General features: G+C 45.2%; 17 protein-coding genes. 7 read left to right on the top strand and 10 right to left on the bottom strand.

From position 1 onward, the window contains the following. Positions 1 to 160 precede the first annotated feature (160 nt). Genes WH96_RS19915 through WH96_RS19930 form a run of 4 tightly spaced genes read right to left on the bottom strand, consistent with a single transcriptional unit; the run spans position 161 to position 2,781 of the window. Positions 161 to 1,087 (bottom strand): methylenetetrahydrofolate reductase, encoded by a 927-nt coding sequence (locus WH96_RS19915; protein WP_047766006.1) that lies wholly within the window; start codon positions 1,085 to 1,087, stop codon positions 161 to 163. A gap of 45 nt (positions 1,088 to 1,132) precedes the next feature. Beyond that, complete coding sequence (locus WH96_RS19920) at positions 1,133 to 1,438, bottom strand: virulence factor (protein ID WP_047766007.1); 306 nt, start codon at positions 1,436 to 1,438, stop codon at positions 1,133 to 1,135. Between the two features lie 10 nt (positions 1,439 to 1,448). Next, the gene (locus tag WH96_RS19925; RefSeq protein WP_047766008.1) at positions 1,449 to 2,066 is read right to left on the bottom strand and encodes a DUF1638 domain-containing protein; all 618 of its coding nucleotides are present in this window, start codon (positions 2,064 to 2,066) and stop codon (positions 1,449 to 1,451) included. 22 nt (positions 2,067 to 2,088) lie between these two features. Then, complete coding sequence (locus WH96_RS19930; RefSeq protein WP_047766009.1) at positions 2,089 to 2,781, bottom strand: corrinoid protein; 693 nt, start codon at positions 2,779 to 2,781, stop codon at positions 2,089 to 2,091. A 379-nt stretch (positions 2,782 to 3,160) separates the two neighbouring features. Between WH96_RS19930 and WH96_RS21630 the strand changes: the two genes are divergently transcribed. Then, positions 3,161 to 5,986: an ATP-binding protein gene (locus tag WH96_RS21630; RefSeq protein WP_156176875.1), complete on the top strand. Its 2,826-nt coding sequence runs from the start codon at positions 3,161 to 3,163 to the stop codon at positions 5,984 to 5,986. A 13-nt stretch (positions 5,987 to 5,999) separates the two neighbouring features. Here WH96_RS21630 and WH96_RS19940 read toward each other — a convergent pair whose 3' ends face one another. Continuing rightward, complete coding sequence (locus tag WH96_RS19940) at positions 6,000 to 6,965, bottom strand: DMT family transporter (protein WP_047766010.1); 966 nt, start codon at positions 6,963 to 6,965, stop codon at positions 6,000 to 6,002. A gap of 113 nt (positions 6,966 to 7,078) precedes the next feature. Between WH96_RS19940 and WH96_RS19945 the strand changes: the two genes are divergently transcribed. Beyond that, positions 7,079 to 8,017 carry a LysR substrate-binding domain-containing protein gene (locus WH96_RS19945; RefSeq protein WP_047766011.1) on the top strand — a complete coding sequence of 313 codons (939 nt, stop codon included), beginning with the start codon at positions 7,079 to 7,081 and terminating at the stop codon, positions 8,015 to 8,017. A 20-nt stretch (positions 8,018 to 8,037) separates the two neighbouring features. On the opposite strand, the gene WH96_RS19950 is transcribed toward WH96_RS19945, so the two are convergent. Together WH96_RS19950 and WH96_RS19955 are read right to left on the bottom strand one after the other, a co-directional pair. Next, positions 8,038 to 8,880, bottom strand: a complete 843-nt coding sequence (locus WH96_RS19950) for a ferredoxin--NADP reductase (RefSeq protein WP_281175867.1) — start codon at positions 8,878 to 8,880, stop codon at positions 8,038 to 8,040. A 448-nt stretch (positions 8,881 to 9,328) separates the two neighbouring features. Then, positions 9,329 to 10,294, bottom strand: a complete 966-nt coding sequence (locus WH96_RS19955) for a glutathione S-transferase C-terminal domain-containing protein (RefSeq protein WP_047766012.1) — start codon at positions 10,292 to 10,294, stop codon at positions 9,329 to 9,331. A gap of 161 nt (positions 10,295 to 10,455) precedes the next feature. Between WH96_RS19955 and WH96_RS19960 the strand changes: the two genes are divergently transcribed. Continuing rightward, positions 10,456 to 11,361, top strand: a complete 906-nt coding sequence (locus tag WH96_RS19960; protein ID WP_047766013.1) for a LysR substrate-binding domain-containing protein — start codon at positions 10,456 to 10,458, stop codon at positions 11,359 to 11,361. A 29-nt stretch (positions 11,362 to 11,390) separates the two neighbouring features. On the opposite strand, the gene WH96_RS19965 is transcribed toward WH96_RS19960, so the two are convergent. Beyond that, positions 11,391 to 12,095 carry a DUF899 domain-containing protein gene (locus tag WH96_RS19965; RefSeq protein WP_047766014.1) on the bottom strand — a complete coding sequence of 235 codons (705 nt, stop codon included), beginning with the start codon at positions 12,093 to 12,095 and terminating at the stop codon, positions 11,391 to 11,393. A 372-nt stretch (positions 12,096 to 12,467) separates the two neighbouring features. Here WH96_RS19965 and WH96_RS19970 point away from each other — a divergent pair, with 372 nt between their 5' ends. The 4 genes from WH96_RS19970 (at position 12,468) to WH96_RS19985 (ending at position 16,399) form a co-directional block, all read left to right on the top strand. Beyond that, the gene (locus WH96_RS19970) at positions 12,468 to 13,028 is read left to right on the top strand and encodes a YcgN family cysteine cluster protein (RefSeq protein ID WP_342667259.1); all 561 of its coding nucleotides are present in this window, start codon (positions 12,468 to 12,470) and stop codon (positions 13,026 to 13,028) included. Continuing rightward, the gene (locus tag WH96_RS19975) at positions 12,943 to 13,737 is read left to right on the top strand and encodes a hypothetical protein (protein ID WP_162200179.1); all 795 of its coding nucleotides are present in this window, start codon (positions 12,943 to 12,945) and stop codon (positions 13,735 to 13,737) included. The genes WH96_RS19970 and WH96_RS19975 overlap by 86 nt, the downstream gene beginning before the upstream one ends. A 268-nt stretch (positions 13,738 to 14,005) precedes the next feature. Then, positions 14,006 to 15,676: a formate--tetrahydrofolate ligase gene (locus tag WH96_RS19980; protein ID WP_047766015.1), complete on the top strand. Its 1,671-nt coding sequence runs from the start codon at positions 14,006 to 14,008 to the stop codon at positions 15,674 to 15,676. A gap of 129 nt (positions 15,677 to 15,805) precedes the next feature. Then, a complete protein-coding gene (locus WH96_RS19985) occupies positions 15,806 to 16,399 on the top strand; it encodes a DUF1415 domain-containing protein (RefSeq protein ID WP_047766016.1) in 594 nt (197 codons plus the stop codon). Positions 16,400 to 16,406: 7 nt separating this feature from the next. On the opposite strand, the gene WH96_RS19990 is transcribed toward WH96_RS19985, so the two are convergent. Both WH96_RS19990 and WH96_RS19995 read right to left on the bottom strand, forming a co-directional pair. Beyond that, positions 16,407 to 18,182 carry an SLC13 family permease gene (locus WH96_RS19990; RefSeq protein ID WP_047766017.1) on the bottom strand — a complete coding sequence of 592 codons (1,776 nt, stop codon included), beginning with the start codon at positions 18,180 to 18,182 and terminating at the stop codon, positions 16,407 to 16,409. A 56-nt stretch (positions 18,183 to 18,238) separates the two neighbouring features. Beyond that, positions 18,239 to 19,543 (bottom strand): glycosyltransferase family 87 protein, encoded by a 1,305-nt coding sequence (locus WH96_RS19995; protein ID WP_047766018.1) that lies wholly within the window; start codon positions 19,541 to 19,543, stop codon positions 18,239 to 18,241. Between the last annotated feature and the right edge of the window lies 1 nt (position 19,544).

Below are 19,544 nucleotides of genomic sequence, written 5' to 3' on the forward strand. Positions count from 1 at the left end.
ACGGGTCATATCGGTGCGTCTCCGGTAAAGTAGGGCTTATTGACTAAGCCGTATGTTCTAAATTGTGTACAGGACTTATATCAGAATTGCTTCTGCCGAATAGTCCTTTCAGGTAACTATTCGGCTATAGAAGCGACAAAATCACAAAGTTTGAGCAATATTATCCGATATCGCGATTTATTTTGAAGCCTTTGCCTTTGGGATCAACAGTGAAGTCTCCGTCGGTAACAGCATAGCTCCATGCTGCCGACTTCTTCATGCCACCCAATGGATACATGTGAACTTTCTTAATGCCACAGGTCGGGTCTTCTGCGTGATAGCGGGCAAGGTCCATAACCAATTTGTCGGGGGCGTTAACCGTCATCAGTTTGGCGATGTTTTTTGCCTGACGAGTCAGAACGCGCATGGAGGACCCAATGCCACAAGCTTTTGCATGGTTCATCAATGTTTTTAGAGTTGCAAGGCCCGGTACGCCAAGGTGTATGGGAAGTTTGTTGCCTTCAGCTTGGATTTTTTTATCCCAGGCTATGATTGGTTCAGCTTCAAAGCAGAACTGTGTTGCGATGTACATGTAGGCATCGGTTTGCTCTTTGAAGGCATTTTTCCAGGCTATAGCTTCGCGCAAACCTGCTTCGTTGATGTCAGGGCTTCCTTCTGGATGACCCGCAACGCCAATTGATTTGATGCCGTATTTGTCAAAGAGGCCTGTTTCCATTAACTGCATAGAGCTTTCAAACTCGCCAAGCGGTTTATCAACGGCACCGCCAAGTGCAACAGCATGTTCAATACCAACTTCGCCTTGCAGGGTTTTGAGATATTCTTCAAAGTCGTTCCGAGAGCGAATAGAGCGTGCAGCAAAGTGTGGAAGGGGAATGAAACCTTCATCTTTGAGGCGTTTTGAAGTTGAAACCGTATCCGCAAAATCAGAGCCGGGCAGGAAGGTAACAGCAATTTCTGTCCCGGGGCGAAGATGCACACGATAATCGGGTGTCTTTGACGCTGATCCTGGTGTCGTTTCAATTGTAAAACCAGTCATGAAGTCGATGATTTGTTGTTTAACGACTTCTGGATTGAACTCTGTACTCATCTCATTAAACCTAAATGGGCGTTAGTCTTTAGCGTAACTGGCGACTTAACTATCGTTGGAAAGGCCGCCGTTTTGAACGAGGGCATCTAGTTTTTCATCGGTATATTCGTTTTCGATCTTTGTTGCCATAGCTTGTGCTTCGGCATCCAGATCATCCCCACAATCTGTGGGATCACTTCTGCGCCAGTGTTCCAAATATGAATCACTGTCTTTTAGTTTTGCTTTCATTGCTGCGCGGTCGATTGCTTTTTCAAAGCGTTCGTGCAGTTGAATTTTAGCGTTTTTACGCCCTGCTTTAACGATAATCTGAGCAGGGATATCCCGCCAATAAACAAGTGTTAACTTGGCCAATGTAAATCTCCTAGTTGATGGCAGACATAAAGCTGCTCAACTCGCCGTATCCCGTGAATTTGTAGTGATATTCCAAGCCAATTTTTTCGGCGGCCAGTTTTGCCAGCTTTTGAAGTCCCGGGTCTTCTGTCTGAGCCAGATACACGAGCTTTGTGTAGTTGCCGAAATACATGGGTAAAAGTTCAGGGTGTTTAGCGATACCCATTCCTTCCATGATCAAGGTATCGAAATGTCTAACGAGATAATCTGTTAGGTAAAAGCATGTGATGTCATCCTCATGCATTTGATCAAAGGCACCAAGGCCGGTGAAAAAAGCATAACAGTGAGCGCCATCAATACGTTTGACGCCTTCTTCTTCCAGAACTCTGTCCAGCTCGCCACCTGTGCCGCAATCGCCATAAACGACAACAATATTTCCGTAAACATCTTTGTTTTCTTGGATTTTGCTGCGTACGCCCTGCGGAATTTTGTCTGGCGTATTGTGCCAGATTGCCGGAAGACAGGTAATGTCGAGATGATTCCAGCTATTTAGTTTATTGAGGGCAATGATTTCTCTGGCAACGGCACCACAAGCGATAAGGAGAGTTTTGCTCTCCTTATCGTTGATGTGGGCGTTTATATCGGACATTGTCCTGAACTATTCAGCTTTATTAAGCTTGGTTGTGGCGACGTTGCATGGCTTCTTTTGCCATTTCAACGGCGACAGCAGCATCTCGGCAGTAATGATCTGCGCCAATAGCTTCACCAAAAGCTTCGTTGAGCGGCGCGCCGCCAACCATAACGACATAATCGTCACGAATGCCTTTTTCCTTCATGGTGTCGATAACGACTTTCATGTAAGGCATTGTGGTTGTCAAAAGCGCGGACATGCCCAAAATATCTGGTTTATGCTCTTCGAGTGCTTCAAGATAGTTTTCTACCGGATTGTTGATACCTAGATCAATTACTTCAAAGCCGGCACCTTCCATCATCATGGAAACAAGGTTTTTCCCGATGTCGTGGATGTCGCCTTTAACTGTACCGATAACCATTTTACCAAGTTTTGGTGCGCCTGTTTCAGCAAGTAGAGGACGTAAGATGCCCATGCCGCCTTTCATGGCGCCAGCAGCTAGTAGAACTTCTGGTACAAAAAGAATACCGTCGCGGAAATCTACGCCGACAATACGCATGCCTTCAACCAAAGCTTTGGTCAAAACATCATATGGAGCCCAGCCGCGTTCCAAAAGAATATTAACGCCTTCTAGAACTTCGTCTTTCAGACCATCATAAAGGTCATCATGCATTTGCAAGACAAGTTCGTCATCATCAAGCGCGCGAAGGTCTAGATCATCTTCTTCAGACATGTCCGTATTCTCTCATACCAAGGTTATATTCGTCGGGGGAGCGATTATGCGACGCCACATATTCTATTCGCAGGACCCCATCTATAACATACATATAACGGTAAAAATTCCACTTTGCATGTTCGATATGCGACGCTCATTTTTCCTTTGACGAAATAATGACAAACAATTGTTTGAAACGTCATGATATTGTAACTCAAATCATCGCATTTTTAACTATTTAATAAGTCTTGATCTATAAATGTGGTCCAGCCGAAAAGAGACCGCGTATTTAGAGGTGAAAAATGCGCGCGTATATCGCAGTACAAACATCGATGTTATGGATGCTGTTTTGTAACGGTATTTATAGTGTGGTTGCAGTTAGAGTGAGGTGGGGGTTGTGATCAAGGGCGACAGGGGACTGTCTGGAGGCAGTGACGATCTGGATGGCATAAAGCATAGGGGAGTTTCCAGAACCCTTTCGGTACGCAGGTTGCGTATTCGGGCAATTCAGCTGAACGTAGCTGCTTGTATTTTTTCCGCTCTGTTAATTGGTCTGTGGGTAAACAGTACTTATCAGGATGTTTCAAACGAGATTGACGATCAGGTTCATACGGCCTTAAATCGTATTGCTTCACCTTTAACGCTTTTTCTTAAAAATATTGATGATGAAATCCCTCTGCATAGCCGACGCTCGGGATTTAACAATGTGCAGCTTTTGTCTGTTCTGAATTCAAATGGGGATGTTATTCTTGGGGATGAGGCTATCCCTCTGCCCCCGGAATATAGCTTGCAGAAACTGATTGAAACTGTTGACGCGCGAAATGTGGCATCAATCAGCTTACCTTTTATGATACAGAATGAATGGTATGCAACAGTCTTACGCACGATAAAAAGCTCTGGTGTTGAGGGGAGGTCTTATGTCGCATCGACTTTCCGCGTTCATGATTTCATGGCGCGATGGGCGGTGCTGGGGTTACCCAAAAAATCTATGGTTTCTATCCAGACAGATGATGGCCGGTTATGGTTGGATGATACTTTTTCTAGAGATCTGATTGGGCGAGAGACACCTTATTTACTCTCTAATCTTGCCGCGAAAGGAGCTGAGCAGGGAAATGTCTCTGTTTGGGATCTGGATGGTGTTCAGCGGATTGTGATGGGGCAGGGGATTGATCATTTTGGACTGTCCGTCGTTATTGGAATTCCGGCTGATTATATCGAAGTTGTCTGGCGTGATCGTTATTCTGCATCGGTTGGCTTTGCATTGGGGGCCAGTCTGGTTCTAATCATCGCTCTTTATTTAGGAGGGCGAATTTTCGTAACAACCGCACAGCGTCGGGATGGTGCTGTGCTGGCGTTAAAAGATAGTGAACGCAGGTTTCGCGATATTGCGGGGGCGGCAACTGACTGGTTTTGGGAAATGGGACCTGATCTGCGCTTTACCTTTGTGTCCCAGCTTCAGGAGTGGAACCTGTTGGGTAAATCTTTTAGTGATGTTAAGGGGGATGGCCTGACTGATGAGAGCTTCTTGAAGGTTCTTAAATCCCGTTCTTCTTTTAGGGATCTGGAGCTTGTGGTGCCTGATCTTGCTGGTGTGTCCCGCATATTACGCTTAAGTGGCGTACCTGTTTTTGATAAAAAGGGCGAGTTCAGAGGTTACAGGGGCGCGGGGAGCGACATTACTGAGCGCATAAAAGAGCAAGAAAAGATGGCAACAGCTCACGCGCGGTTGTTCCGTGCGTTTGAAAGCTTTTCCGGTGCCGTAACTCTCTATGACGAAAATGACAAGCTAGTCGCCTTTAATCGCCGCTTTCAGGAAATTTTCTTCCCAGGACGCCCGATGGCAATTCGTGTGGGGATGACCTATGAAGACGTCTCAATTTCCTATGTGAATACCGGGCAGGACCCGCTGAGCGTTGAAAAGCGCGAAAGTTATATAAAAGCCATGATGTCACGCCGGGGGAAGCGGAACAGGGAGTTTCAGTTTGCTGAAGATTCCTGGTTGAAGATTACGGATCATAAAACACCGGAAAATGACCTTTTCACTGTTTATACTGATATTAGTGACTATAAAGCCCGTGAGGCAGAGCTTATGGACCTTAGCCGTGAGAATCATCGTTTGGCTGCGGCGGTAAGTTCTACGGATGCCGGGGTTATTATTGCTGATGCTCAGGATGAAAATCGTCCCATTATCTATACAAACCCTGCTTTTACGAAGTTAACGGGTTATACAAACAAGGAAATACCTTATCTTCATTCCGGTTTTTTACAAGGTGATGGTACTGATCCTCATGTCCGGGATGTTCTGGAGAAGAGCTTGAATGAAAATCGCCATGCCCGTGTTGATATGCTGAATTACCATCGGGATGGTCATACGCTTTGGAATCAAATTGACCTTAGTCCTATTTTTGATGATGAGGGGGAAATCCAGTATTTCGTGTGTGTGATGCAGGATATTACCGAGCAAAAGGAAGTTGAAAAAGAACTCACCGTTCTCAAAGAAAGCGCCGAGCTGGCAAATAGGGCTAAATCAGAGTTTATGGCCTTGATGAGCCATGAGTTGCGAACACCGTTAAATGCGATTTTAGGATTTTCTGAAATTCTTGCTGGTGAAATGTTCGGTCCACTCGGTAGTCCGCGATACAAAGACTATGCGCGGGATGTAAATGAGTCAGGTACGCATTTGCTTGAACTAATCAACGACATTCTGGATCTGTCGAAAGCAGAAGCCGGGAAAATTGAACTTCACGAAGAATATTTCGACATTAACAATGTTGTTCTGCGTTGTAATAAAATGCTGTCAGGCCGCGCCGAACAGGCAAGTTTGAGCGTATTGTTGCAGCTCGATTCCGGGCTGCCCGGTCTTTGTGGTGATGAGCGTCGCATCAAGCAAGTGCTGATCAATCTGATATCCAACGCAATCAAGTTTACTTTACCGGGTGGGGCGATAACTATTACAACACATATATCTGATCGCGGGTTAGAGTTGTCTGTTATGGATACAGGGATCGGCATGTCCGCAAGTGAAATCCCAAAAGCTCTGGCGCCGTTTGGTCAGGTTGATTCCAGCTTAAGTCGGAAGCATGAGGGGACTGGTTTGGGCTTGCCACTTTCCAAACGATTGACGGAATTGCACGGGGCTCAGTTCCTGATTGAGAGCGCGCCTAATGCGGGGACAACTGTAACTCTGGTCTTTCCTGTTGCGGCGCAAAGATTAACAGCTTAAAATTTGTGCCTGTTTATTCCAGTATTAGCGTGATAATCCCCGCAGTAATCAGTGCGATTCCAATAAGTTCTTTACGTGTAAGGCGTTCTTTAAAAAAGAGGTAGCCGATTATAAGGGTAAAGATAAGCTCGATCTGCCCTAAAGTTCTGACGTGTGCCGCGTTTTCTAACGTCATTGCTGCAAACCACCCCGCAGAGCCCAGCATACCTGTTAAGCCGATCCAGATAGCTGCTTTCCAACTTTGAAGAACTTTTAGGAATACTTTTGGGGCCGTACTTAGTATATAGGCACCCATTATAAGTGTTTGAAACCCGGTGACCCAAACTAAAGTGTAGGCAGACTGAATAGCAAATCTGCTATCGTCCAACGATAGGGATGCGGCACGATATGATACCGCGGATATTGCAAACAGCCCACCGGCTACAAGCCCAGGTAAAATACTTCTGTCTGTTGTGATGATGCGGGTTATTTGGGTTATCAATGCTGTAATGGTGGAATTTTGGGTTGAGGTTGAGCCGGAGATTGCTTGCTCCTTTTTTTTGTAGAGAGCAAATACGCCAACTAAGCTTATGATTATACCTGCTATCGCTTGAACAGTTAAACTGTCTCCTAAGAGGACAAAGCCAAACAAAGCAGTCTGGATGGCTTCTGTTTTGGTTAGGCTGGTTCCGACAGCAAAGTTTCTTTGTCCAAATAACCAGACAAGAACAAAGGTTGCCAGTATTTGGGCAATGCCGCCGATAGCACCATAGCTTAGGAACCATGTATTGATCGTTGGAAGTGCATTCGTACCAGCTGTATCAGGGCTTTGGACGTGAAGCAAAATGACAAGATATATCCAGGAAAAAGGCACGGCATAGAGAAAACGTGCGTAGGTCGCGCCAGTTGTATCCAGTCGCCCTTTGAGATGCTTTTGCAGAGCGGTTCGAATATTTTGAAAAAGCGCAGCGGCGATTGTGATAGGTATCCAAAGTTCCATAATATAATCTGACGTTAAATATTTTCTTATAATGGTTTTCTGTTATTGATAAGATGCCCTTGTTTTATCTAAAGCAAATTCGAATTTATGATGGATATATAAGAAAATCTAATATGAACGGCTATAATCCCCAATACCCTTTGCTTGCCATGCGTGTTTTTGAAGCTGTGGCTCGATTGGGCAGTGTATCCCAGGCTGCTTCCTCTTTGGGGGTGACCCAGCCAGCTGTTAGTCAGCAGCTGCGTAAGTTGGAATTATATGTTGGAGGCAGTTTAACAGAGCGTGTTGCTATGGGGATAGCATTAACGCCGCGCGGAGAAAGGCTTGCTGAACGCTTGAGCGCTGGATTTCGATTGTTGCAAGAAGGGATGGAGGAAGCATCCGGCAGGGGGCAGGTAACTCTTGCTGTGTTAAATAGTTTTGCTCAGCGCTGGCTCATACCCAGGATGTCTGATTTGCAGCAAAAACACCCCGAGATTGATTTGAGATTGGTTACGCGAGCGACTTTACCTGATCTGAGGCGTGCTGACGCTGACTTGGTGATTGCACCTGAGGTGCTGACAGGCAAGAAGGAAGCTACGGCAAAGGATGAGAAAATATTTTTTATGCCTGATGACGCGTGGATTGTTCTGGCGCCAGATTTACAAAAGAAAAATCCTATCAAAGAGGCTGCCGATATCTCAACCCATACATTAATCAGGGTAGAGGAGAGCCCTCGTGATCAGGACTGGCAATCCTGGATGTGTCAATCTGGGCTGGAAGATATTGAACCTGTCGCATGGCAAAGCTTTATGAACTCCAGCCATGCTCTGGAGGCTGCCGTGGCCGGTGTCGGTATCGCGATTGGTCATCGGGCTATGATTATGGATGCGGTAATCTCTGGACGCCTTGTCTTACCGCTCTCAATGTCTATCGGGAGTGATATGGCCTATTATCTGCGTGTGACGCAAAATTCTTCAGGGAATGCACAGTGCAGAATTGTTAAAGACTGGCTGTTGGTACAGGCGCATGAAGGCAAGAAAAAAGACGGTATTTTCACACCGCCTTTCTAATCAATCAAGATGGTTGATGCTTAACCTACGAAAGCTTTCTCAACGACGTATTCCCCTGGTTTGCTATTGGCACCTTCGCTGAGGCCCGCTTCTTCGCAGAGTTCGGCGCAGGATTTAAGCATTTCCATGGAACCGCAGATCATGACACGATCTGTTTCAGGGTTCAAAGCTGGTACTTCCAGGTCTGTTGTGATTTTCCCAGAGCGGAAGAGTTCGGGAATTCTGCCGCGGCGAATGAAATCTTCGCGCGTTACAGAGTTGTAGTATCTCAATTTTTCGGAAACCATCTCGCCAAGAAACTCGTGCTCATACAGGCTGGAAACGAGTTCTTCACCGTATTTTAGCTCTTCTTTATAGCGGCAGCTGTGGATCAGGATGACTTCTTCGAATTTGTCGTAAGTTTCGGGATCACGGATAACGCTGGCAAAAGGCGCAAGTCCTGTACCTGTTGACATCATATAGAGACGTTTGCCGGGAACCAGTGCATCAAGAACCAGCGTTCCTGTTGGCTTTTTACCCAACAGTACCATGTCGCCAGGCTTGATATTTTGCAGGCGTGATGTGAGCGGGCCGTTTGGAACCTTAATTGAATAAAGCTCGATTGTTTCGTCCCAGGCAGGGCTTGCAATGGAATAGGCACGCAGAAGTGGTTTGCCGTCAACCATAAGACCGATCATGACAAACTCACCTGTGCGGAAGCGGAATGCAGCAGGGCGCGTGATCTTGAACGAAAACAACGAGTCTGTATGATGGGTAACGGATAAAACAGTTTCGCCAGTTACCGATTTTGGTAACGGCTTTTCAGTGGTCGCCATGATATCGCCCGGTGTTGGATCCGCTATTGCCAATTGCTCAACAGTCATTAACTGCTCCTGCTTCCTTACTATGACAGCATGGCCTGTGAAAGCCATTGCTTCAAATTCATTCATCAGTGGCTGGGTTAACTAATGCCCATCCGTGAATAAGCACTTTCATATCTGCCTTAGGATTGAGGCATTTATTTGGTGCTTATTGGCGTGTCGACTGTTTTTGTCGATCACAACCTATAATCTCGCCTAAGGTGTCATGTAATTTTGGACGAGTATGTAGCATACATATAGTGTTTTGCATATTACATTTAAGTTTGATTTAACACAGTTCGCAGTAATATCAAGAATAATATCCTATAAAATTGTGTTATATTATTTGTATCTAGGTTAATTTATTGATTTAATTGTGAAAAAAACAACACTAAAAATAATGTTATTTTGTTCTTGCTCAGTGCGATAAATCGTAGCACTTGCGGGTTTTTTTGATGTAATCTGTGATTCGTTAGCTTCTGTTTGCCTTTAAAGTATCTCTTTCGTGTGGTGTCTCCCAATCAAGATCCGGCATAATAGGGATGATGTTATGAGGATTGTTCGTCGTATCATTTTGGTAACTGGCTGCAACGATTGTTGGAATGTCCACTATGCCAGAGATTGATCGGGTTTGGTAAAGATCTCTCGTGTAGGCCCATAAATTTGGATAGTCCACCAATCTTCTTTTTATGCATCTGTGCAGGGTGTAATAAACCAGATCAAACCTGAGCAGTGTTGTGAAGAGTTTCCAATCAGATGCTGTCTGATCGGGACCAAAAAGAAACCGCTTTTCCGTGAGTATCTGTTCCAACCTGTCCAGTGTGTGGAAGACAAGTGCAACTGCTTGATTATAAGCATTTTGGCTTTGGGCAAAACCTGCTTTGTATACGCCGTTACTCAACCCGCTATATATCCAGCTATCCGTGAGGGACATTTCTTTACTGAGTGAGGGTGGATAATAAGTCAAAGGATGTTGATCTTCTGTTTCGACCTTATCTAACGCATGCATGATTTGAGATGATTCATTGGAAATGATCTGTTGAGACAGGCTATCCCATAAAACAGGAACTGTTGAGCGGCCCGTATAGTCGGGATCGCTTAAGGTGTAGAGTTGATGTAGATGACATATTGCGAACTGCGATCCGGGTATATCCCATGTTGCGCCGCCGTTTATTGCATAGCCTTCCAAGCGGGGACCATGAGCGATGTGTAGGGGGATAAGGTTATCCAGTTTTTTAAGGCGACGCATTAGCATGGGTCTTTGTGACCATTGGCAACTGTTCGAGCCGATAAGCCAGTAACGGCCTGGAAAGGTGGCTATGTTTTCAATAACGTCTTTAGCTATTTCACCATTATATTTGCTGTCTGGGCGAATATATGCACCGTTATGAATGATGTCATCTTGGTCAGTCCATTCGCCTTTGTATAGCATGCCCATTTGATTTTCCTTATCTCTTAATATCTCATTGTATCTATTTGATATTAAATAATATGTTTGAATTTGTTTTGTGGGTTTTTCTTGATGTAACTATTCTTTTATCGGATTTTGAAAATTTTTACTGTTCACAAAATAGTTCCTTTTGGTCTATAAAATAATCCATGAAGAATTTACCTTTAAATGCCATACGGGCTTTTGCTGCTGTGTACGAGACAGGTGGTATAAGGCCAGCTGCGAGATTGCTTGAGATTACACATTCGTCGATCAGTAAACATGTTCAGGAACTAGAGGCCTGGATTGGTGTATCGTTGATTGATCGCGAACAGGGGGTGAGGACGATTAAGTTTACCCCTCAGGGGGAGGATATCGGGCGCGTTGCTCTGGAGAATCTCAATGATATGGCAAGTGCTGTTGAGGCTGTTCGGGAAAGTAAACAGGGGAATGCTGTCACGATTTCAACAACTCCGTCGTTTGCAGCGCGATGGTTGCTTCCAAGATTACAGGACTTTAATGCGACCTTTCCATGGATAGAGCTGTCTATTGTTGTTGACCAGAAATTAAATTTTGCTGCTGATCATGGGGCCGATCTTGCTATTCGAATGGGGCAGGGTCCATGGGATGGGTTGGAATGTACGCCGTTGATGGATGAACAGCTTTTCCCGGTGATGAGTACATCCTTATGGCTGAAGGTTGGCCGACCTACAGAGCTATCTGCCTTGGAGGAACTGCCTCTGTTGCATGATCGTGATCCGCAGGCAAGTTGGCAGCGCTGGCTTTCCGAGCAAGATAGTTTGGATTTTGATACGCGCTCTGGTCCGCGTTTTGCGTCGTCTGATTTGGTGCTGAGGGCAGCGGTACAAGGTTTGGGGGTTGCGCTGGCACGGGGACGTCTGGTCGAAGATGATCTGGCAACGGGGTTGCTTATTAAGCCGTTTGAAGGAAAAGAGGCAATGCTTGCTCAAGCTTATTGGTTGCTTCACCCCAAAGGTAAGAAGAAGTCGATTGCCATTGCAAAAGTCATAGAATGGTTAAGCATGATGTCCGAGCAGGAATTACACGGATCCTGAAAGGGTTCTGAATCCGTGATTGATTTCTGTTATTCATAGCGATCATGGTGTCTTACCCATGACATAGTGCCACCTTCCGGTGTTTCATTGCGTCCATAGGGTGTTAGATCAATGTAGTGGTATGTGCCATTGAGCATGTCCAGACCACGGCTATATGTCGAATAGCTGTGGTATATTTTTCCGTCTTCTCCTTTGACGAACACACTGATTCCGGGGGCATCGTTGATGGGAAAAGTGGTTTGTCTGTAGTTATAGGTAATTTCGTCGTCGGGCTTATGGTTGTCTCCAAAGCTGACGCCAAAATCTTCGCTAAAGGAACTTCTGTAGGAAGAGACAAAATTGAAAGACCAGTTAAGACGGGATTTGAATTTTGCAAGCTTCTCAATTGGTGCCCTTGCAATAGATACGAAGGCGATGTCTCGGGCTCTTAGGTGGCAATCAATGCCTTCAAAGTTATCCGCCCATAGGGAACAGCTTACGCACCCATTTTCCCATTCCGGGTCAAACATAAAGTGATAAACGATTAACTGTGTCGAGTTGCCAAAAAGATCGGAAAGACTTACCGGACCGTTTTCAGATTTAAAGGTATAGGCTTGGGTAACTTCGACCCAGGGAAGTTCCCTGCGCTTTGCATTTAATCTATCTCTTGCCTGAGTAAGCGCTTTTTCATCTTTGAGGAGTTTCTTGCGCTCAACCAACCAATCCTCTCGTGAAACAATTTTCTTGTGTAGCATAAATCAGCTCCTGAAATATTACTTAACTTATTGGTTAATTATTTGGGATTGATATTCGCTCGTCAAGCATAACTTAACCAATAGGTTAATTAGGTCGCCGTTTCGTATTCAATATCGTCTCAAGGCGTGATGCATAAGAACAGGGGGAGGACAAAAGGGAACAGGGTAAAGAGGAATAGAGTTCTAAATATCAAACACTACGCAACTAGCTGTCTCATCTTAACTGAGATCCTTATATGCGAGCATGAAAACAAACATATGTAAGTGTCATGGCGGCAAGTCCAAAACATTTTTAATTTACATAAGATTTGTTACTTTAAATTTAATTATCTAAATATGCGTAAAACAGTATGCCTTAATAGGGGCATGAGATTGTTACACCCGATAATTATAAAAAGCATGTTACGTCGTATGGTGAGAGAAAAAGAAGAGCAGCCTTTTTGGGAAACCAAAAAGTTAACGGAGATGACATCTAAGGAGTGGGAGAGCCTCTGTGATGGCTGCGGCAAGTGCTGTCTTGTGAAGTTGGAAGATGCTGATACGGAAGAGATTGTCGATACGGATGTTGTATGCAAACTTTTGGATCTTGGAACGTGCCAATGCAGTTTATATGAGACACGTCATCAATATGTGCCTGACTGTATCAAGGTTACAGCTGATAACATCGAAACATTGAGCTTCATGCCGCCGACCTGTGCTTATCGTTTGTTGCACGAGGGAGGAGAACTTCCCTGGTGGCATCCTTTAATTACAGGAAACCCCAATTCTGTTCATGAAGCCGGGGTATCTGCCTTGGATAAGGTCGTATCTGAAACAGACGTTGAGGACGCAGATCTGGAAGATCATATTGTGGAATGGCCTCAAGATCCCAGCCCTCCCGAACCTTGGGTTCATTATCCAAAGAACCAGCACGGGGACCTGCAAGGGGAATAGTACGCTGAAGCTTGATGATATTACGGACGATCTTTCGAATAGTGGTTTTGTGTTCAGGGGTATTTTCCATCCCGGGCCGGAAGATCAGGTGCCAGATTTATCCTCTGGGCAGTCAACTTTATCTGTAATTATGGTTGGCAATATTGGTTCCGGCGATTTTTGGGACTCTTTTAAGCGGTCGGATGAATTTCTGGATGCTGTCTCTGATCCTATGGATAACTGGACCAAACGAACTGTTGGACCAATAGCTGCAAAGGCCGGAGGGGAGGCGCTTTTCCCTTCTGATGGCCCGCCATATCATCCTTTTCAGAAGTGGGCTTCCCGGGCAGAAGCCTTGTTCTCAAGTCCAATCGGTCTTTTTATCAGTTCAGATTGGGGTACATGGCACGCGCTCCGCGCTGCGATTTTGCTTCCCGAAGCAATAGAGTTACCAGCCCCAAAATCGGAAGTATCCAGTCCTTGCCTGAGTTGTGAAGATCAACCCTGTCTGAAAATCTGCCCAGTTGATGCTTTTGGTGAGGAGCATGGATATGACTATTTGGCCTGCGCTGATCACGTGGCATCAAAAGCAGGGACATCATGTGCCACAAAGGGGTGCCTTGCACGCAGGGCTTGCCCGGTTGGGCAGCAACATACGCTTCGTTCAGAGCATGCTACTTTTCATATGTCAGCTTTTATTAATGAGCGGAAGCGAATGGGGGAGATTTAAAGATCCTAAGGAACAATAATTTTTAGCTTTAACGCTAAATATTTTTTTATTTCAGTGGTTTATGCTTATATTTCGATGTGTGTTTGATGAGTGAGTAGCAAGCGTGATTTGAAATCCATATGCTATGATAGTATATTACGAATGCTAAAACGGCCTGATTTCGGTGTTTCTTGGTGACGGAGTGACGCTCTTACGATATCTCCAAAAGAAAACCCCAGTTAATGTCTCTTGAAATTTTGTTACCGATACGTAGGGAGGGCTAAGCCCCATGGCCAAGAGTGATATTGAGATTGCCCGCGAGGCAAAGATGCAACCAATTACTCAGGTTGCCGAGAAAATTGGAATTCCTGCTGACCAGTTGCTTCAGTATGGTCCAAACAAAGCAAAACTGTCTTTTGATTTCATTAACTCCATTCAGGGAAACAAAGACGGTAAATTGATCCTGGTGACAGCGATCAACCCGACACCAGCTGGTGAAGGTAAAACAACAACGACCGTTGGTCTGGGTGACGGCCTTAACCGTATTGGTAAAAAGGCAATCATGGCACTTCGTGAGCCATCACTGGGTCCGTGTTTTGGTGTTAAAGGTGGTGCTGCTGGTGGCGGTTACGCCCAGGTTGTTCCAATGGAAGATATCAATCTACACTTCACAGGTGACTTCCACGCTATTGGTGTTGCGCACAACCTTCTGTCTGCTCTTTTGGACAACCATATCTATTGGGGTAACGAGCTGGGTATTGATTCCCGTCGTGTTCAGTGGAAACGTGTTGTTGACATGAATGACCGTGCATTGCGTGCGATTACCAACTCTATGGGCGGTGTTGCCAATGGCTATCCACGTCAGGATGGTTATGACATCGTAGTTGCATCCGAGATTATGGCAATCTTCTGTCTTTCCAAAGACCTGAACGACCTCTCTAACCGTCTTGGTGACATCATCGTTGCTTACACTCGTGAGAAAAAGCCAATATATGCACGTGATCTAAAAGGTCCTGGTGCGATGGCTGTTCTGTTGAAAGATGCTATTTCACCGAATCTGGTTCAGACGCTGGAAAACAATGCTGCCTTTATTCACGGTGGTCCTTTCGCGAACATTGCGCATGGTTGTAACTCTGTGATCGCGACAAAAACTGCTCTTAAACTTGCTGATTATGTTGTTACTGAAGCTGGTTTTGGTGCTGACCTCGGTGCCGAGAAGTTCTTTGATATCAAATGTCGTAAAGCCGGTCTGAAGCCGGATGCGGTTGTTATCGTTGCTACTGTTCGTGCGTTGAAAATGCACGGTGGTGTTGCGAAAGCGGATCTGGGTGACGAAAATGTTGATGCAGTGACCAAAGGTTCTGAGAACCTTGCGCGTCACATTGCCAACATCAAGAAATTCAAGGTTCCAGCTGTTGTTGCTATTAACCAGTTCATCACAGATACAGATGCTGAGATCGCTGCTATTTCTGCTGCTTGTGAAGCTTTGGGTGCAAAAGCAATCATAGCCAGTCACTGGGCAAATGGTGGTGCTGGTACTGAAGAGCTGGCGCACCACGTTGTTGAGCTTGCTGATTCTGGTGTTGCAGACTTTACACCGCTTTACCCTGATGAAATGCCGCTATGGGAAAAAATCGAAACCATCGCGACAGAAATCTATGGTGCAAGCGAAATCATCGCAGACGCTTCTGTGCGTAAGCAGATTGCTGAGCTTCAGGAAAACTACGGCCACTACCCAGTTTGTATGGCAAAAACACAGTACAGCTTCTCGACTGATCCTTCCCTTCTGGGGGCACCATCAGGTCACGCTGTTCCTGTTCGTGAAGTTCGCCTTTCAGCAGGTGCTGGCTTCATCGTGGTTGTTACTGGTGCGATCATGACAATGCCGGGGCTGCCACGTCAGCCTGCTGCGAACAACATCTATCTGAATGACGATGGGCAAATCGAAGGTCTGTTCTAAGCGATCAGAAATAAATATTAAAAGAGGCGGTCTTTATGGCCGCCTTTTTTGTAGCTGTCTTTTGGCCTTGATAACCATGTTTTCAGTTGTGACTAGGCAAGGCGTACGATTGGTTCTATAACTCCGGATATGTCTCAACTATATCCTTCTTATAAAATTGCTAATGCTCTGGAACTCACACGACTGTGGGTCGATGCAATGGTAATCGGACAAAACCTTTGCCCGTTTGCTGCCCCGGAACGAAGCCGTGGATCTGTTCGGTATGTGACTGTTGAAGAGGGAAAACTCTCCGCAGCGATGAATGGATTTCTAAGGGAGCTTTTATTTCTGCAACAAAGTTCTGAGGAAGAGGCTTCAACGTCGCTTATCGTTTTTCCAAAGGGATTTGACGATTTTGAAACCTTTCTAGATCTATTGGACACTGCTGAAGATGCTTTGATTCAGGCAGGTGTTGAGGGATTATTTCAGTTGGCCAGTTTTCACCCCAATTATCAGTTTGCGGATCTTCCCGTAGAAGACATCACTAATTGGACAAACAGGTCTCCTTTCCCCGTGCTTCATATCATTCGCGAAGGACAGATGGGTCGTGTGCTCGATAGCTACAAATCGCCGGATGAAATTCCAGAAAAAAACGTGGCTTTGATGCAGGAGTTAGGTGTTAAAGGGCTGATAGAACGTTTTCCTCCGTTTCAGGATTACATCAATCAGTACCCTAAGCTATAGCAAGTTACTATAGAGGCCAGAAGAATAGAATTGCTGGTACAGAGATAGTGACAACCAGTATCTCCAGGGGTAATCCCATTCGCCAATAATCGCCAAACCGATATCCGCCAGGTCCCATAATAATCGTATTATTCTTATGCCCGATTGGTGTCAGGAAGGCACAAGAGGCGGCGACAGCGACACCCATTAGAAAAGGATCAGGTGACGCGCCAATAGCATTGGCAACATCTAACCCTATGGGGGCGGCAATTAGGGCTGTTGCCACATTATTAAGAAAGTCTGATAGGGTCATGGTTACAACAATTAAAACGGTCAGAATAGCCCAATGAGGCCAACCTGCTGTTTGGGCGACGATTAATTCTGCGATGAGTTTGGTGCCGCCAGAATTCTCCAAGGCGATCCCGAGAGGTATTAGCGAGGCCAGAAGCACAATGACTTTCCATTCGACGCTTTCGTAAACTTCTCGTCCAGAAACTACACTGAGTGCGGCAAAGGCGATAACACAGCCAGCCAATGCGACGGGAAGATAGACCAAGCCAGCGACTGATAAAGCAATGGCGCCGAGGAACAGGCCTATCGCCAGTGAAGCTTTTTTACGTTGTATGACCGAATGCTGTTTTTCTGCAAGCGGAAGGACGCCAAGCCAGCTCATGACCTCTGTTAAGCGATCTTCAGGGCCGAGTAGAAGTAGCATGTCACCGCTTTCGATTTTTAGCTTTCGAACGCGTTCGCGAAAGCGTTTACCTTGTCTGGAAGCGCCTAGAAGGGTAACCCCGTGCCGCGAGAGAAGTCTCAGGCTATTACTTGATCTTCCTTCTATTCTTGCTCCTTCAGGTACAATGGCTTCGGCAAGCTTTAATGATGAACTGGTCAAACCGTGCTCATGCTTCTCTTTACCTGCAAAATCCAACTGTGCTCCGCCTAAAAAAGCTTCGATAGATTTGGGGTCACCCTCAAGAACCAGATGATCATCTTTTCGAATTTCTTCGTAACGTGCAAAACCCGGTAAACGCCTTCCGCGTCTAACCAACCCAAGTACAGTAATATCGTGCTCGTTGGCGAGGGGATATAGCTGGTTCATGGTAAGGCCAATAGATTTTGAGTCTTCGGGAACTTGTGCTTCGGCAACAAATAGATCTGTGTCTTCGTCGTTACGAATGCTTCCGACAGGTTCTCTTTGGGGGATGAGGCGCCAGCCAATTAAGGCAACAAACACAATACCTGCAAAGGCAACACATAAACCCACAGGGGCAAAGTCAAACATGCCATAGCCTTCACCAAGAACGCGTTCACGATACTGCGCGATGACAATATTCGGTGGTGTTCCTATTAGGGTGATCATGCCCCCTAAAATAGTTGCAAAAGACAATGGCATCAGGCTGAGGGCAACGGCTCGTTTTGCTTTTTCTGCGGCTTCCATATCCAAAGACATCAAAAGAGCCAGAGCAGCTACGTTATTGATGATAGCAGATAAAGCCGCGCCAACGACTGACATGATCCCGATGTGCAGGGGAAGGGGGCGATTAGAGGATAATACAACGCTTGAAATCAATTCGACAGCCCCTGAATTGATTAGGCCGCGAGAGACAATCAGGACGAGCGCAATAATGACCACAGCGGGGTGACCGAAGCCCGAAAATGCTTCGTCAGGTGTTACAAATCCCGCGACAACAGAAATAACAAGTGCTCCGAAAGCTACGAGATCATACCTGATCTTCCCCCAAATCAAGAGAACAAATACGGATCCAAAAAGGGCAAAGAGGAAAGTTTGATCTGTTGTCATCTTATAGGCCAAGTTAAGTTGAGTGATATGTTGAATGGATATCTAAATTGAAGGTATTATTGTATGTTTTTTGAACTTTGAATATCAGCTTTTCTTTGTGTCAAACTCTTGAAAACAGAAAAGCCAAATAAGAAAATTATGGGCGTTGAAAGTTGTAGAATGGGGGCAGAAATCTGGTATTTATCATACAGCAATATTTGAGCAATCGATATAAAACCGCTTAAAAAGCAAATCAGCCAGGTTAATGAAATGTAAGATAATATAACAGGAGCCTGGGTTCTTAGAGAGTCCTGGTAATTTAAGATAATTGCGGCTGGAAGTAATAGAAGCATCAGGTCGTAGTAAAATAGATGGGGGCTAATCAATATCCCCCATATAAAGGTTATCGCCATGGCAAGATCCCACCTTTGGATGTCTTCTTGCCATTCCATAGTACGCCAAAGTTTGTACAAAAGGAGGATAGTTGTGCCAGAAACCGCGTAGGTAGCTATGTTGGCGAGATCAGGCGCTATAGTATCCAATAAAAGAACAAAAAAACCGAAGAAAGAATGTACGCCCCAAGTCGGATAGCCATCTGATCGCAAGAAACCTGGTAGTTGAGGGCTGACTTCTATGTATGCCAACATTGCGTCTGGGGTAAATAAAAAGCCGATACCAATACACATTGCAAGTGATAATCCCCCGCCGAGTAGTGATTTCCAACGCCATTTAAAAAGAAGTATTAATGCCAAAGCTATTGCTAGTTGCGGCTTAAATGCGAGTAGTCCGAGATAACTGCCTGCTTTAAAATCATGACCTTTTCTTAAGGATTGAAAACACAGGACGTAGAGTAAAAGAATTATGGGAGTAGCTTGGCCGTACATAAACCATCCGAGAGTTGGATAGAATAGAAAGCAACAACCAAGGAGTTTTGAGGTAGAAAAGCGCTGTAAATATACGAGCTCCTGGCGCAGGATGTGTATGGAATAAACGAGGAGCGAAAAGTTAAAGATTTGCCAAAGAAAGAAGCCATATATGTATGGAAGTCTGGCAAAGGGGCTATAGAATATGGCCATGAAAGGCGGGTTTATAAACGGAGCGTACCCAGTAAATTCGGTGCTTATTAGAGAGTGCTGGAATTTCTCTTGATTAGGGAAAAATAGTCCAGATTCTATAAAATATGTTTGTTTAAGTATACCTTGGTTGAAAAAGGTACCTCCGGTATAAAAGGCCAAAAAATCACCACCAAGGACACTACCTGATGCAGTGATTAATCCTTGTGAATACAGAATGGTGAATAGGTAATAACCGATGGTTAAGGCAAGCATGATGAGTGGGACCCAAAGCATATGTTCCTTGATGTATTTGCCTTGCAAAGGCATT

It is taken from the genome of Kiloniella spongiae (genome assembly GCF_001026905.1).
GTDB lineage: Bacteria > Pseudomonadota > Alphaproteobacteria > Kiloniellales > Kiloniellaceae > Kiloniella > Kiloniella spongiae.